The organism is Ruegeria sp. YTSC199 (genome assembly GCF_059609725.1).
Genome location: NZ_JBXWMF010000005.1, coordinates 63,352 through 78,401, shown reverse-complemented (window position 1 = coordinate 78,401; position 15,050 = coordinate 63,352). Strand labels below are relative to the sequence as shown.

The following is a 15,050-nucleotide window of genomic DNA, read 5'->3' as shown; positions in this document are numbered from 1 at the left end:
CAGGGGAGGGCGCTAATGAAACTGGAAGAACCGAACTTCAAGGCACCTGTGGACGCGGATGAGCGCAAAGCCATTCCGCCGGTCATCTGCTACCCGCCAGAAACGTTGGATCAGCCGGATTTGGCTACACTGGCCAAACTGCGAAAGGGCGCATCCAAGACTGCCGAAGCCACCGCCGCCCCTCGGGATGCCACCTGCATCGACGTGCCCGCCGGGGCGTTTGTTCGGGTGTTGTCGGTCGATGGCCCACAGGTCGGCGATCTGAACATGTGGAACAAACACGACCTGACCGAGCGATTCTATTCCGGCAAAACCCGCGCCCTGCATGGCACCCACCTGTCGACTGGAGACCGCATGTGGTCGAGCTTTTCGAACATGCGCCCCATGGCGACCATCGTGGACGACACGCTGGACTGGTACGGGTTCGATGCCTTTGGCGGCTCGGTTCATGACGTGATCGGCACGCGCTGCGATCCCTATACAGGGCGGTTGTTGTCCGGGCACGATTACCACTATTGCTGCCATTCCAACCTGACCCGCGCGTTGGCCAGCCATTGCAAACTGCCGCTGCAAGAAGCCGAGATGCTGGTGCATGACGTGCTGAATGTCTTCATGTGCACCGGGTTCACCCGCGACACCGGGCAGTATTTCATGAAGGCCAGTCCGGTGCGCCCCGGCGACTATCTTGAGTTTTACGCCGAGATCGACCTGATTGTTGGCCTGTCAGCCTGTCCCGGCGGAGATTGTTCGTCCGAGCATTCATCTGACGCAGCCGCTTGTTACCCACTGGTGATGGAGGTCTATGATCCCGGCGAAGAGGCCCGCGCAACGCATGTTCAGCCGCCGCGCTCGGCCTATGATCGCACCCATGGTAGCGATTAAGCGATCAGTCGACGTCCCAGACGGTTCAACATCCGGCAGCACAGGTCGAGCTGTTCGATTTCGACATACTCGTCCGCTTTATGCGCCTGTGTGATAGAGCCCGGCCCGCAGACAATCGCGTGAACACCGAGTTGCTGGAACAACCCAGCCTCGGTGGCAAAGGCGACGACGCCGGTGCCATTGGCCCCGGTCAGTTCGGCCACAAGCTCGCGAGCAGCGTTTTCGTCCATGGGTTCAAGCCCCTGAACCTCGGCCACGGCTTCCTGTGTTACGCTGGCATCGGGGTGCACCGCCTGCATCTCGGGCAGTAGGGTGTGCTGCACGTAATCCGTCAGGGTTTTGCGGACCAATTCGGCATCGCTGGACTGAACAGGGCGCATTTCCCACGCGACTTCGGCCTTGCTGGCGATGACGTTATGGGCGACACCGCCTGTTATGCGCCCCACATTGACAGTGGTCCAGGGCGGTTCAAACGGGCTGCATTTGGGTGCACGCGATTTCAGGATGTGACGCAATTCCAGCAACTTGCCAATATAGCGCGCCGCGTATTCTGCCGCGTTGACGCCATCATCGGGGGCTGAGCTGTGCCCTTCGAGACCAACGAAACTTGTGGTGTATTCGAAGCAGCCCTTATGCCCCTCGATCACGCGCATCTCGGTGGGTTCGCCAATGATCGCAATGTCCGGAACAATGCCGCGTTCGGAGAGGTCGTTAACGAGGTTCTGAGCGCCCAGGCAGCCGGTTTCCTCATCGTAGGTGAAGGCGAAGTGCAGTGGTTGGGTCAGCGTGCCGGGATCCAGTGTCCCGGCAAAGGCCAACGCGGCAGCGATGAACCCCTTCATGTCGCAGGTGCCACGACCAAAGAGCTTACCGTCCTTCTCGGTCATCCGGAATGGGTCTGTCGTCCAGTCCTGATCGGCAACCGGAACGACATCCGTATGGCCGGACAGCAAAATGCCGCCGGGCATGTCCGGTCCAAGCGTGGCAAAGACATTGGCCTTGGCCCCGGTGGCATCCCGCGTTTCGATACACCTGGCGCCCAGCGCCTCAAGCCGTTCGGTCAGATAGCGGATGATCTCGAGATTGCTGTCGGCGGACACTGTTTCAAATGCAATCAGGTCGGCGAGGATTTCGGTGGTTCTGGCCAGGGTCATGGTTTCACGAACAATTTGCGGGGCCGGTTGCAGAAACACTCGGCAGGTCCGGTATCGGTGATTAGAATCGACTCGGTAATCTCAAGGCCCCAGTCATCCATCCAGAGGCCTGGCATGAAGTGGAAGGTCATGCCCGGCTCCAGAATGGTCTCATCCTCGGGGCGCAGGGATATGGTGCGTTCACCCCAGTCAGGCGGATAGCTGAGGCCAACCGGATAGCCACAGCGCGCGCCGCGCTCGATCCCGGCGCGCTCTAACGGGGCGGCCAGTGCCAGGGCGATGTCGCGCGCCTGGTTGCCTGCGCGGGCGGCGTCCAAGCCGGCCTCGAGTCCTTCGATCAGCGCTGCCTCGGCCCGCAACAAATGATCTGGTGGCTGGCCCAGAAAAACAGACCGACAGAACGGTGTGTGATAGCGACGGTAACAGCCGGACAGTTCGAAGAATGTGCACTCGCCGGATTTGAAGGGTGCGCCGTCCCATGTCAGATGCGGGGCGGTGGCATCCGGACCCGAAGGCAACAGAGGCACAATGGCAGCGTAATCCCCCCAGTCGTTCCCAACGCCCGAGATGGCATCATGGTAAATCTGCGCGACCAACTCATTCTTGCGCAGTCCCGGTTCGACCCGCTCCAGCACTCCGTCGATTACGTGTTCCGAGATGCGGGCAGCCTTGCGCATCAGAGCGATCTCTTCACCGGATTTCACAGCTCTTTGCCAGTTTACCGTCGCATTCGCATCGACCAGTTCAGCCTGCGGCAGCTCCGCCAACAAGGTTAGATGTGCCTTGGCCGAATAATAGTAGTTGTCCAGCTCAACCCCGATCCGTCCCGAGCCCAGGCCGCAGGCTCGGATCAGCGCAGCGAGGTCCTGCATCGGGTGACGGATGGTCGACTGAACATAGTGGTCCGCATAACCGTATGTCCGTTCATCCGACATCCAGACCGTCCGCCGCGCGCCGTTGGCATCCTGATTGCGGCCCCACCAAATCGGGTCTTGGTCATGCAGGACCAGAACGCCCTGGTGTACGTAAAAGGACCAGCCCTCATAACCCGTCAGCCACGCCATGTTCGATGGGTCCTCGACAAACAGCGCGTCCAGACCAGCGGAAGCCATGGCTGCGCGTGTCTTCGTCAGCCGACGGTCGTATTCGGCCTGGCTGAAGGCCGGATCGGCATGGGCCATGGGCTGCTCCTGCGGTGACTGAGTTTTGTTGACAGAACTAGACGAATCCGATCACGTCAATGGGCAACACAGGGAAGACGCTCAGTTGAAACTCACATCCAACCCGTATCGCGCCGGTCAGAAACTGATCGAGGGCGCACCGCTTCCGTCAACGAATGTGGCGCGCGCCTCGGAACTGATTGCGCGTTGTCTGTCGGCTGACGAAACCCCTTTGACCGATGTGCACGGGTTGGCGGATGTCGCAAACCTGTGGGTGAAGGATGAGCGTGGACGAATGGGGCTGGGGTCGTTCAAGGCCTTGGGGGCCGCCTATGTCATCGCGCGCCATGCGGCAGAGATTGCCGAAACGCCGGACACCACAACGCTGTCTGGTCGCACCTATGTCACGGCCAGCGCAGGCAATCACGGGCTCAGCGTGGCCTCGGGCGCGCGTAGGTTCGGAGCTGACGCAGTGGTCTATATCGCCGATACCGTGCCCGAGAGTTTTGCAGATCGCTTGCGCCAACAAGGTGCAAAAGTTGTGCGGGAAGGCACAGATTACGCCGCCAGCATGAACGCCGCCAGCAAAGCGGCGCAGGACAACAACTGGATATTGCTCTCGGACAGTTCGTGGGAGGGGTATTACGACCTGCCACATACTCTGATGGAGGGATATTTGCAGATGGCCGCCGAGGCCGCTCGACAATGCTCTCAGGTGCCGACCCATATCATGCTACAGGCCGGTGTTGGCGGGATGGCCGGTGCGGTTGCGGCCTATGCGCGGACCGTCTGGGGGGATGTGCCGCAGATCATCGTGGTCGAACCCGAAGCGGCCCCGGCGTTACAGGCCAGTATTGAGGCCGGTGCCTGCGTTTTCGCCGACGGCCCCGACAGCGTGATGGGGCGGCTCGATTGCAAGGAGCCATCGTTGATTGCTCTGAACGGGTTGGCCCGCGATGCAGACAGGTTTCTGACTTTGTCCGATCCGCAAGTGACCGAACATCTTCCGGCCATGGCCTCGGCAGGTATCGCAACCACCGCGTCAGGCGGGGCGGGTGTGGCCGCCGTCATGAATGCTCAAGTGCGCGAGGCTCTGGGCATCGGAGCCGATGCCCGTGTCTTGTGCTTCCTGTCCGAGATCGCTGAGTGAGGGTCTTTGAGACGTCCGAACTCCGCGCAGACAGAATGCGCGCTGCGTCGGGCCGAGCAGGCGGGCCTGTCGGCGCTGTTGTTCACGACCGAGCCTGAGGTTCGTTGTTTCACCGGCTACCTGACTCGTTTCTGGGCAAGCCCGACACGCCCCTGGTTCCTGATACTGCCTGCTTCGGGCAAGCCGATAGCCGTCATCCCGTTGATCGGGGCGGCACTGATGGCGCCGACGTGGGTGGATGACCTCCGAACCTGGAGCGCGCCCGATCTGGACGACGACGGTGTCAGGCTGTCTGCGTGAGGTTTGTCCGGAGGATGCGGCCATAGGCCTGCCGGATGGGCACGAGACGCATATCCGTTTGCCACTGGCTGATCTGAGCCGGTTGTAACACGGGCAGGGTGCGTGCTGTCTGGGCTGTAACGAGGGTATCCTCCGCGCCCTTCGGATGGTCAAATCCCCGGCCGAGATTGCCAAGTTCGAATCTGCCTGTGCCATTGCCGGGCGGGCCTTTCAGCTCGTGCCCGAGATTGTCAGAGAAGGCATCGCGTTAGACGTGGTCTTTCGCCGGTTTCAGATGTTGTGTCTGGACGAGGCGCGGACTGGGTGCCGTACCTTGCTGGCGGAGCCGAGCGGGGCGGATATACCGAAGTGATCTCGCCGGCCTGTGCCATCGCACTGAGACCCGGTGATGTTCTGATGCTGGATACCGGGCTGGTTAGGGTCGGATATCTCCGCGACTTCGACCGCAACTGGTCGGCCGGAGCAGCCAGCCAGCAAGTACGCGATGCTTATGCGATGCTGATGGAAGCCTCGGACGCTGTATTCAAAGTGGCGCGCCCCGGTGCAACGGCAGCAGAGCTGTTTCATTTGATGAATAAAGTTTTGTCTCGCACTTCGGGCGAGACAGGAGCGGGGCGGCTGGGTCATGGGTTGGGGATGCCGCTGACGGAATGGCCGTTGTTGATTCCCAGAGACCATACGGTCCTGGAACCAGGAATGGTCCTGAAGCTGTAACCCGGCATTTCGGTCGGTGACAAAATCCTCGTGCATGAGGAAAACATCGTCATCACCGAAGGGGCGCCGCGATTCATCAGCCCCGGAACTGGTCCAGAGATGCCCGAGTTAGGAGCTATCTGCCGTATACGCTGGAAAAGGACGATACCGACGCCACGCCGAGGGGTTGATTGTTTTGCAAACCGACGCGACGATCGGGCCTGAATTCACGGCCAATTTCTCTGACCGGCGCGTTCCGAACTATGTTTCGCACATTCCCAGCGGGGCAGAGGTGACGAAAGATACTCTGGCGGAAATGAAAAAACCCTGCCTGCCGCAGCGGACCCCCTGCCCAAGATCCGCCGCTACAAGGTGGTTGGGTACGGATGTACGTCGGCCAGTTCGGTAATCGGATCCGACCAGATTGAACGGATGGTCCGGAAATCCTGCAGTGTTGCCTTGGTCACGAACCCTCTGCGTGCAGCGTCCGCCTGTGCGGCGCATTTGGGGGTCTCGAAATTTGCGTTACTGTCACCTTATATCGAGGAAGTAAACGAATTGCTGCGGCGGGCGTTCGGTGAAAATGGGGTATCCATGGGTGTTTTCGGCTCGTTCGGAGAGGCGGAAGAATCAAAAGTTGTGCGCATTTCAAAGCGTTCAGTGGTTGACGCAGCGCCGAAACTTGGGGCTGATCCAACGGTTGAAGCTGTTTTGGTAAGTTGTAAGAATTTAAGAACTTTTGACGCAATTTCAGCAATCGAAAGCCGTTTGAAAAAGCCGGTTTTGTCCGGCAATCAAAGCCTTGCATGGCACATGCGGGAATTGAATTCCGCTTAATGGTGATGCAGGCACAATCGAAAATGTCTGACCTTTGTCACATTTTGGTTGCGTGCCGCGTCTCGCATGTCCTTTAATAAGGGCAATAGGTCTTTGAGATCCGGATAAACCGGGCAAACAACAGACCACACAGGGAGCCAAGTCGGTATATGTCCAATGACGCAGCGTTCGTCGAGTTTCAGCGTGTCCAAAAGTCTTATGATGGTGAAGTACTCGTTGTAAAAGATCTAAACCTCTCAATGCCAAAAGGTGAGTTTCTGACAATGCTGGGTCCGTCGGGGTCTGGTAAGACAACCTGCCTTATGATGCTGGCCGGGTTCGAAACCGCCACTCATGGTGAGATCATGTTGGACGGGCGTCCAATAAATAACATCCCTCCGCATAAGCGTGGTATCGGAATGGTGTTCCAGAACTACGCCCTTTTCCCGCACATGACTGTGGCCGAGAACCTATCCTTTCCGCTGGAAGTGCGGAAGTTGGGCAAGGACCAGCGAGAAGAAAAGGTAAAGCGGGCGCTGGATATGGTGCAGATGGGGGCCTTTGGCAGCCGTCGTCCGGCGCAATTGTCCGGGGGTCAGCAACAGCGGATCGCGCTGGCGCGGGCGCTGGTGTTCGAACCCGAACTGGTTCTGATGGATGAGCCGCTGGGCGCGCTGGACAAACAACTGCGCGAACATATGCAGTTCGAAATCACCCGTTTGGCGCACGAGCTGGGGATTACCACCGTCTACGTGACGCACGACCAGACCGAAGCGCTGACGATGTCGGACAGGGTTGCCGTATTCGACGATGGTCGCATTCAGCAATTGGCGCCGCCGGACCTTCTGTATGAAGAACCTGAAAACAGTTTCGTTGCGCAATTCATTGGTGAAAACAACACTTTGGAAGGTGTTGTTAAATCCATCGACGGTGACTCGTGCGTGGTGGCGTTGGATGATGGGTCCGAGATCGATGCCAAACCCGTGAACGTCCACAAGGCGGGCGAACGTACCAAGGTTTCGATCCGTCCTGAACGTGTCGAGTTCAACAAAGACCGTCTGCACGCCGATGCGCATACGCTGAAGGCGACAGTGAAAGAATTCATCTATATGGGTGACGTGTTCCGCTTCCGCCTGTCTGTTGCGGGGAACGACGATTTCATCATCAAAACCCGGAACGCGCCGGATGCGGTCAAGTTGCGCCCAGGCCAAGAGGTCGAGATCGGCTGGCTGGCCCAGGACTGCCGGGCGCTTGACGCCTAATACAGAGAATCCCCGTGTGATCCGCCCGGGTGCGCGGGACATCAGATGATCGGGTTGCCCCGTGATCCGGTCTTCAAGGTTAAAATTAACGGGTGTAACAGGGAGTTAACTATGAAATTAACCAAAACCACTCTTTTGGCGAGTGCAGTTGCGGCAGTTGCCGGTGGCGCGATGGCCGAAGAGATGACGATCGTCTCGTGGGGCGGCGCGTATTCCAAATCGCAGCTCAAAGCGTATCATGAGCCCTATTCAGAAAAGACAGGCGTCACCATCCTGAATGACGACAGCTCGAACGAAGCGGTCGCCAAGCTGCGTGCGATGAACGAAGCGGGCAACATCACCTGGGATGTGGTTGACGTTGTGGCCTCGGACGCGATCCGCCTGTGCGATGAAGGGCTGGCGCTTGAGATCGATTTCGATACCCAACTGGCCCCGGCACCGGATGGAACACCGGCCTCTGAAGATTTCGGTGACCTTCTGGTCAGCGACTGTTTTATCCCGCAGATCGTTTATTCGACCACGTTTGGCTATCGCACTGATTTGGTCGGTGACAATCCACCCAGCGATATCTGCGCCGTGTTCGATTTGGAATCCTATCCCGGCAAGCGGTCGATGGAAAAGCGTGCGATTAACAACATGGAGTGGGCTCTGCTCTGTGACGGCGTCGCAAAGGATGACGTCTATGAGGTTCTTGCCACTCCGGAAGGTCAGGATCAGGCGCTGGCCAAGCTCGACACCATCAAGGACAGCGTTGTCTGGTGGTCTGCCGGTGCAGACACGCCGCAGCTTCTGGCCGACGGCGAGGTTATCATGGGTTCGACCTATAATGGCCGTCTGTTCAGCGTGATCGAAGAGCAGAAGCAGCCCGTCGCGATGCTGTGGGACGCGCAGATCTTTGACCTGGACGGCTGGATCATCCCCGCGGGCCTGAGCGAAGAGCGACAGCAGCGCGCGCTGGACTATATCATGTTCGCAACCGACACCCAGCGTCTGGCGGATCAGGCCAAGTACATCTCGTACGGTCCGGCCCGTGCCTCGTCGGCACCTTTGGTTGGCCAGCATGCCGAATTGGGTATCGACATGGCACCGCACATGCCGACCGATCCGGAGAATGCCAAGAACACGTTCCTGTACAACTACGAGTTCTGGGCGGATTACCGCGACGATATCGAAGCCAAGTTCCAGGCATGGCTAGCACAATAAGCCTGTCTTGAAACGCATGGTCGGGGCCGCCAATGGCCCCGACCCACCAAAGACCAAGGGACGCAGATGACTGACGCTACTCAATCCGGTCCGATGCTGGCCGCCGATGGCACGCCACTCAAGAAATCACTGGCGCGATCCCTGCGCCGCCGCAAGCTTCGGGCGCTGGCCCTTGTTGCGCCCTTGCTATTGTTTGTATTGCTCTCGTTTGTGATCCCGATCGTGTCGATGTTGTTACGGTCGGTTGAGAACAGCATCGTCGCTGAAACGCTCCCGCTAACTGTGGTTGAGCTGAAGAACTGGGATGCCGAAAGCGGAGATCTGCCCGACGAAGCCCTTTACGCCGCCTTTACCAAAGACATGGTCGCGGCCGTTGAGGCGAAAACGCATACGAGACTCGGCACGCGTCTGAACTATGAACAGACTGGCATGTCTTCGTTGTTCCGTAAATCAGGGCGTAATATCAAACGTCTGGACCTCGAAGCTGATGCGCCGTTCAAGGAAAAGCTGATTGAGATTCACGACGGTTGGGGAGATGTGGAAACATGGCGCACGATCAAGACCCATGCTGTGCCAATCACCAATGGCTATTTCCTGAACGCCGTCGATATGCGTCGCACGCCCGAAGGCGCGCAATCGCAGCCCGAAGACAAACAAATCCTGATCAAGCTGTTCGGGCGTACGTTATTCATGTCGCTGGTTATTACCGGGTCTTGCATTCTGTTGGCATACCCGGTCTCGTACCTGCTGGCGACGCTTCCGATGCGGGTTTCCAACATGTTGATGATCCTGGTGTTGCTGCCGTTCTGGACGTCGCTTCTGGTGCGGACATCAGCATGGAAAGTGATGTTGCAACAGCAGGGTGTGATCAACGAGACACTGGTCTGGCTGGGGCTTGTGGCGGATGATGCCCGGCTGGTGATCATCAACAATCAGATCGGCACGATTATTGCGATGACGCATATCCTGCTGCCGTTCATGATCCTGCCGATGTATTCGGTGATGCAAACGATCCCGCCATCCTACACCCGTGCAGCCAAGTCGATGGGGGCAACCAACTGGACAACCTTCTGGCGGATCTACTTCCCGCAATCCATCCCGGGAATCGGGGCGGGGTCGATCCTCGTATTCATTCTGGCCATCGGCTACTACATCACGCCCGAGATCGTGGGCGGCACCAAAGGTGTCTTCATCTCGAACCGGATTGCCTACCACATCTCGTCCTCGTTGAACTGGGGTTTGGCGGCGGCGCTGGGGACGATCCTGCTGGCAGTCGTTCTGTTGCTCTACTGGTGCTACGACAAGATCGTGGGCATCGATAACGTGAAACTGGGATAAAGATCATGGCAGCACTTACACCTATATCCCGCAAACCGTTGTCGGTCGTCCTGCCGGCGGTCGCCATTGCCGGAGGTCTCGTCGGAATGTTCGTCGGAGCCGGGCAGGGCAATGTCCTGCTGGGCATCCTGATCGGAGCCGCATTGATGGCGGCTCTGGCCTGGGTCTATATCACGTTGCTTGACAATGAACGTGTAGCGCGCTGGATCACCGTATTGGGGTTTGCCGCCATCGGGTTCATCTTTGCCGGGATTACTGGTCTGATCGTTGGGCTACTGGTCGGATGGTTTTTTGCCTTCTTCATCTTCTGGCTGTACGAGGGCCGCTATCGGCAAAAGTTATTGCCCTATCTGACAGGTCGGCAGGTGTTTGAGCATTACCTGTTTCGCGTGATTTGCGGCGCCATCTTTGTCTTTCTGATCACGCCGATCCTTGTGGTCCTGCCGCTGTCGTTCAACGCACAGGACTTCTTCACCTTCACGCCCGAGATGCTGCGGCTGGACCCTGAGGGATACTCGCTGAAACATTACCGTGATTTCTTCACCAACAATGAATGGCAGCGCAGCTTCAAAAACTCGCTGATCATCGCGCCGATTGCGACGATCATTTCAGTGTCTCTGGGGACATTGGCGGCCATCGGCCTCAGCCAGAGCCACGTGCCGGGGCGTCGGGCCATCATGGGCATCCTGATCTCACCGATGATCGTGCCACTGATCATCTCTGCGACCGGTATGTTCTTTTTCTACAGCGATATTGGGCGTTTCCTTGAGGGTACGCTGGGCATGGACAAGAACTTCGTGGGTTATGTGAAGGTCATCCTTGCCCACGCGGTTCTGGGCATTCCTTTCGTGATCATCACAGTGACGGCGACTTTGGTCGGGTTCGATCAGTCGCTGACGCGCGCGGCCGCGAATATGGGGGCAGGGCCGGTGCGGACCTTCTTCAAGATACAGATGCCGCTGATCCTGCCGGGGGTGATCTCGGGCGGGTTGTTCGCTTTCATCACTTCGTTCGATGAAGTAGTGGTGGTGCTGTTTGTCGGTTCCGCCAGCCAAAAAACACTGCCGTGGCAGATGTTCACTGGCCTGCGCGAACAGATCAGCCCGACCATTCTGGCGGTGGCGACGATCCTCGTGGTCATCTCAATTGCGCTGCTGACCACGGTCGAACTGCTGCGGAGGCGGTCCGAACGTTTGCGGGGCCTCAGCCCGGCTTGACGCGACTCGAAAGCTGATTTAGCGATTTCACCATGCACCCCGGTCACGATGGCGTCGTGACGCAAGGCGGGGTGCATGGCTCTCGGTTCCCGAGGCCGCTTGTCCTGAACGCCGGGGCTTGTGGCCGGGCGGTGCCTGTCCGGCATTGAGGAGAGACCAAATGACTGACTTGCAAAATCGCCCCGAGTTTTTCACGTGCCACAATGGCGACAAGGCTCCGTTGCCCTTCAGCAAAGCCGAATACACCCGGCGTTTGGCCAGACTGCGCGCGACGATGGCGACGCGTGATATCCCGGCAGTGCTGCTGACGTCTATGCACAACATCGCTTACTACTCGGGCTTTCTGTATTGCGCGTTCGGCCGTCCGTATGGCTGCGTTGTAACGCAAGAGAACTGCACCACGGTATCGGCGAATATCGATGCGGGCCAGCCGTGGCGGCGCTCGGTCGAGGAAAACGTGATCTATACCGACTGGAAGCGGAACAACTACTGGCGCGCGGTGGCTAGCCTGATTGGCTCGGCCCGTCGGATCGGCATCGAAGGTGATCACATGACGCTGGCAATGCGGGATACGGCGCTGGACATGTTAGGCGGGCCGGATCTGGTGGATATCGCTCCGGACACGATGGCTGCTCGGATGGTGAAATCTGCGGAAGAGATCGCGTTGATTAAGGGCGGCGCGCGCACGGCGGATGTTGGCGGCGCAGCCATTCACGCCGCAATTCGCGAAGGCGCGACCGAGATCGAGGTTGCCATGGCAGGGCGCGACGCAATGGAGGCCGAAATCGCGCGTGCCTATCCGGATGCGGAATACCGAGACACCTGGGTCTGGTTCCAGTCCGGCCTGAACACCGACGGCGCGCATAACCCGGTTACCAAACGTGCGCTGCAAAAAGGCGATATCCTTTCACTGAACTCGTTTCCGATGATCTCGGGCTATTACACCGCTTTGGAGCGCACCCTGTTTCTCGGAGAACCAGACGCGGAAAGTTTGCGTGTCTGGAAGGCCAACGTCGCCGCGCATGAACTTGGCCTGAGCCTGATCAAACCCGGCGCGACCTGCTCGGGTATCACTGCCGAGATCAACCGCTTCTTTGCGGATGAAGGCCTGCTGCAGTACCGATCCTTTGGCTACGGCCATTCGTTTGGCATCCTCAGCCACTACTACGGCCGCGAGGCCGGGCTGGAGCTGCGTGAGGATATCGATACTGTGCTGGAGCCGGGCATGGTTGTCTCGATTGAGCCAATGCTGTGGATCCCCGAGGGCCAGAAGGGCGCAGGCGGGTATCGCGAGCATGACATTCTGGTTGTCGAGGAAACCGGTGCCGAGAATATCACCGGTTTCCCATATGGTCCGGAACACAACACGATCGGCGCCTGATGGCATTGCAAGGAAGGGTCATCGACCCTTCCTTACTTCTGTTCCTATGGTGGGGTTGATTGTCCGGTTCAGCGGTGTGTATCTGACGATACTGTTGGAAAGGATGTGCCGTGGGACAATTCGAACTGCCATCGGATACGGGTGTCTGTTTTATCAACCTCGACCGGGTACCGGAACGGGCCAGCTTCATGGAAGACCAGTTCGCCCACACCGGTCTGGTTGGCGCCCAACGGTTCAGCGCATTGGACGCGCAGCAACCCGGAGCACTTGAGGACAATGGCTATGTTCCCGGAACCGGCGTCCGTTGGGGCTTGAAACAAAGTGAAATCGCCTGTTTCGAAAGCCACCGCGCCGTTTGGCAGACCGCAGTGGACCAGAGGCTGAGGGCGGTTGCGGTCTTTGAGGACGATGTTGAGATGTCCGCGCAGGCGGGTGGGGTCATCACTGCGCTACTGGATGGCGGAGACGGGTTTGACCTCATCAAGCTGGATTACTCGCCGCGGTCCATGCGGTTCGGGGCATTGCAGAGGATTGCAGATGTCCCGGTCAGACCAATGCTGGAAATGGCCCCTAGCGCGGCCGCCTATATCGTGACGCAGGCGGCCTGTAGAAAACTGCTTTCCTGGTCGGAGCAGTTTTCCGACCACCTGGACGACTTCATCTCGATCCCGCGTCCGGATTGGTGCATGTATCAGTGCTTTCCGGCGATAGGAGTTCAGGTGATCTGGTCGAAAAAACAGGAACAGACCGCCGAAACCGTCAAGGTCAGTGAGCGGTCGCAGGACCAGAAAACCAACAGCGGTTTGGACAAGGGGCCATTGTGGTTCCGCGTTCGGCGCGAACTGCAGGCGGCGGGGCGCAAGCTGTACTGGCGCACTGGCGGTCAGCGCCGTTTGTTGGATGATGGCGGGTTCGTCGGGTTCATTCCATGCGCCGACGACCTGAGCGTGTGACCATTAATCAGGCTCTGAATCCCCCGATTTCTGCCACGCAACGCATAAGCGTTAACAAAACTAACGATTTGATATAATCTTTCAGTGTTTTTGTGGTTAACGTTTGGGTGTTTGGTGTGGGGCAGACAATTTACGAAAAATACGGCGGTTTCAAAACCATTAGCCGGATCGTGATGACATTCTACGAAATGGCCTTGGAATCCGATCAAATTGGCGGCCATTTCGAAGACATCGACATGCCTCGTTTGATCGACCACCAAACCAAATTCGTGTCTTCCTTGGTGGGTGGGCCTGCATCTTTCAGTGATGATCGGATCGAAGCGGTTCACCGGCACCTCAATATCTCACATGCGGATTTTGACGAAATGGCCGAGCTGTTTGGCGAAGCACTGGCCATGCACGGGATGGAAGACAGCCATATCAAAATCGCCCTGAATGCCATCGAGTCCAAACGTTCAATCATTGTCGCGCGTGACGCCGCATGAGTATTCTGGCCATCAATGAGCAGCTGCTTCGGGCGATCGGAGTTGGTGTTGCGGTCGTTCGCGCCTCGGATTTGAGTTTCGTATTTCACAACGGGCCGTTCGCGGAATGGTTCGGTAAACCAGAGGAAGGGCAGACGCTGCTGGATTTGATTCCGTCGCTTGATCTGCGCGAATTGGAAGACGTTAAGCAATCCGGCCTGCGGTATTCGGTTGAACTGCAAATCAAGCCAAAGCGCAGAACGATGATATTCGCGACAACTGTGTCGCTGGCAAGCGGCCTGTCCGAACAGGTTTTGATAATCGAATGCCAGAACATCACCCGCATCCGCGAACTGGAAAGCATGATTGACAGCTACTCGACTATGGTCGAACGCAACACACGTGAATTGGAGCGTGAAAAAGAGCGGGTTGAACGGTTGCTGCTGAACCTGATGCCGCGCGCGGTGTACGAAGAGTTCAAGACGTTTGGCGTTGTCACGCCTCAGCTATACGATCAGGTGTCGGTGGTGATGCTGGATTTCGTGGGCTTCACGGATTTCGCGGCCAAGACCGACCCGACCGTGACACTGAGTGAGCTGAACGACATTTTCACTGCCTTCGACCGCATCGTTGAACAGTTCGGGTGTGAGCGGATCAAGACCATTGGCGACGCCTATCTTGCAGTGTCGGGTATGCCCGATGCGACGCCGGACCATGCAACCGCAGTAGCGCATTGTGCGGTGCGTTTCCTGCGGTATCTCGAGCGGCGCAATGAAAGCCACCCGCATAAATGGCAGGCCCGGATCGGTTTGGGTATGGGGGCTGCTGTGGGCTCGGTCGTGGGGATACAGAAATACGTCTATGACGTGTTCGGTCCGGCGGTTAACATTGCTGCGCGCCTGCAAGTCTTTGCAAACCCTATGAATATCGTTGCTCCGGAAGAGATGAAATACGCCCTGATCGACGAGTTTCAGGTCTCGGACATCGGGCGTGTGGACATCAAGGGCATGGGTGAAATGGATCTGATCAATGTGACGTCTGGCCTTAGCGTGCCGCGGCCGTTGTCGCGCTTCTGAC

Annotated in this window: 16 protein-coding genes; 14 read left to right on the top strand and 2 right to left on the bottom strand. The window is 58.1% G+C overall.

What is annotated here, in order from left to right; genetic code table 11:
* Positions 1 to 15: 15 nt before the first annotated feature.
* Complete coding sequence (locus AC2FEE_RS06230; RefSeq protein WP_496863793.1) at positions 16 to 882, top strand: urea carboxylase-associated family protein; 867 nt, start codon at positions 16 to 18, stop codon at positions 880 to 882.
* Here AC2FEE_RS06230 and argE read toward each other — a convergent pair.
* Both argE and AC2FEE_RS06220 read right to left on the bottom strand, forming a co-directional pair.
* Positions 879 to 2,036 carry an acetylornithine deacetylase gene (argE, locus tag AC2FEE_RS06225; protein WP_496863792.1) on the bottom strand — a complete coding sequence of 386 codons (1,158 nt, stop codon included), beginning with the start codon at positions 2,034 to 2,036 and terminating at the stop codon, positions 879 to 881. The two genes, AC2FEE_RS06230 and argE, sit on opposite strands and share 4 nt — an antisense overlap.
* Entirely contained in the window at positions 2,033 to 3,217 is a 1,185-nt protein-coding gene (locus AC2FEE_RS06220) for a M24 family metallopeptidase (RefSeq protein ID WP_496863790.1), read from the bottom strand. The genes argE and AC2FEE_RS06220 overlap by 4 nt, the downstream gene beginning before the upstream one ends.
* A gap of 85 nt (positions 3,218 to 3,302) precedes the next feature.
* On the opposite strand from AC2FEE_RS06220, the gene AC2FEE_RS06215 reads away from it, so the two are divergent.
* The 13 genes from AC2FEE_RS06215 to AC2FEE_RS06155 all read left to right on the top strand — a co-directional run bounded on the left by AC2FEE_RS06215 (position 3,303) and on the right by AC2FEE_RS06155 (position 15,049).
* Positions 3,303 to 4,346 carry a pyridoxal-phosphate dependent enzyme gene (locus AC2FEE_RS06215; protein WP_496864025.1) on the top strand — a complete coding sequence of 348 codons (1,044 nt, stop codon included), beginning with the start codon at positions 3,303 to 3,305 and terminating at the stop codon, positions 4,344 to 4,346.
* Positions 4,347 to 4,352: 6 nt separating this feature from the next.
* The gene (locus AC2FEE_RS06210) at positions 4,353 to 4,646 is read left to right on the top strand and encodes a hypothetical protein (protein WP_496863789.1); all 294 of its coding nucleotides are present in this window, start codon (positions 4,353 to 4,355) and stop codon (positions 4,644 to 4,646) included.
* A 145-nt stretch (positions 4,647 to 4,791) separates the two neighbouring features.
* Entirely contained in the window at positions 4,792 to 4,998 is a 207-nt protein-coding gene (locus AC2FEE_RS06205; protein ID WP_496863788.1) for a hypothetical protein, read from the top strand.
* On the top strand, positions 4,950 to 5,360 hold the full coding sequence (locus AC2FEE_RS06200; RefSeq protein WP_496863786.1) for a M24 family metallopeptidase: 411 nt from the start codon (positions 4,950 to 4,952) through the stop codon (positions 5,358 to 5,360). The genes AC2FEE_RS06205 and AC2FEE_RS06200 overlap by 49 nt, the downstream gene beginning before the upstream one ends.
* 411 nt (positions 5,361 to 5,771) lie before the next feature.
* Positions 5,772 to 6,176, top strand: coding sequence for an aspartate racemase/maleate isomerase family protein (locus AC2FEE_RS06195; RefSeq protein ID WP_496863785.1), 405 nt, complete (start codon positions 5,772 to 5,774; stop codon positions 6,174 to 6,176).
* 149 nt (positions 6,177 to 6,325) lie between these two features.
* Positions 6,326 to 7,417: an ABC transporter ATP-binding protein gene (locus tag AC2FEE_RS06190; protein WP_496863784.1), complete on the top strand. Its 1,092-nt coding sequence runs from the start codon at positions 6,326 to 6,328 to the stop codon at positions 7,415 to 7,417.
* A gap of 111 nt (positions 7,418 to 7,528) precedes the next feature.
* Complete coding sequence (locus AC2FEE_RS06185; RefSeq protein ID WP_496863783.1) at positions 7,529 to 8,620, top strand: extracellular solute-binding protein; 1,092 nt, start codon at positions 7,529 to 7,531, stop codon at positions 8,618 to 8,620.
* Positions 8,621 to 8,686: 66 nt separating this feature from the next.
* Complete coding sequence (locus tag AC2FEE_RS06180) at positions 8,687 to 9,958, top strand: ABC transporter permease (protein ID WP_496863782.1); 1,272 nt, start codon at positions 8,687 to 8,689, stop codon at positions 9,956 to 9,958.
* Positions 9,959 to 9,963: 5 nt separating this feature from the next.
* Positions 9,964 to 11,175 carry an ABC transporter permease gene (locus tag AC2FEE_RS06175; protein WP_496863780.1) on the top strand — a complete coding sequence of 404 codons (1,212 nt, stop codon included), beginning with the start codon at positions 9,964 to 9,966 and terminating at the stop codon, positions 11,173 to 11,175.
* A gap of 160 nt (positions 11,176 to 11,335) precedes the next feature.
* A complete protein-coding gene (locus AC2FEE_RS06170; protein WP_496863778.1) occupies positions 11,336 to 12,556 on the top strand; it encodes an aminopeptidase P family protein in 1,221 nt (406 codons plus the stop codon).
* A gap of 110 nt (positions 12,557 to 12,666) precedes the next feature.
* Positions 12,667 to 13,509 carry a glycosyltransferase family 25 protein gene (locus AC2FEE_RS06165; protein WP_496863777.1) on the top strand — a complete coding sequence of 281 codons (843 nt, stop codon included), beginning with the start codon at positions 12,667 to 12,669 and terminating at the stop codon, positions 13,507 to 13,509.
* Between the two features lie 92 nt (positions 13,510 to 13,601).
* The gene (locus tag AC2FEE_RS06160; protein WP_496863776.1) at positions 13,602 to 13,994 is read left to right on the top strand and encodes a group I truncated hemoglobin; all 393 of its coding nucleotides are present in this window, start codon (positions 13,602 to 13,604) and stop codon (positions 13,992 to 13,994) included.
* On the top strand, positions 13,991 to 15,049 hold the full coding sequence (locus AC2FEE_RS06155; RefSeq protein WP_496863775.1) for an adenylate/guanylate cyclase domain-containing protein: 1,059 nt from the start codon (positions 13,991 to 13,993) through the stop codon (positions 15,047 to 15,049). The genes AC2FEE_RS06160 and AC2FEE_RS06155 overlap by 4 nt, the downstream gene beginning before the upstream one ends.
* The last annotated feature ends 1 nt before the right edge of the window (position 15,050 follow it).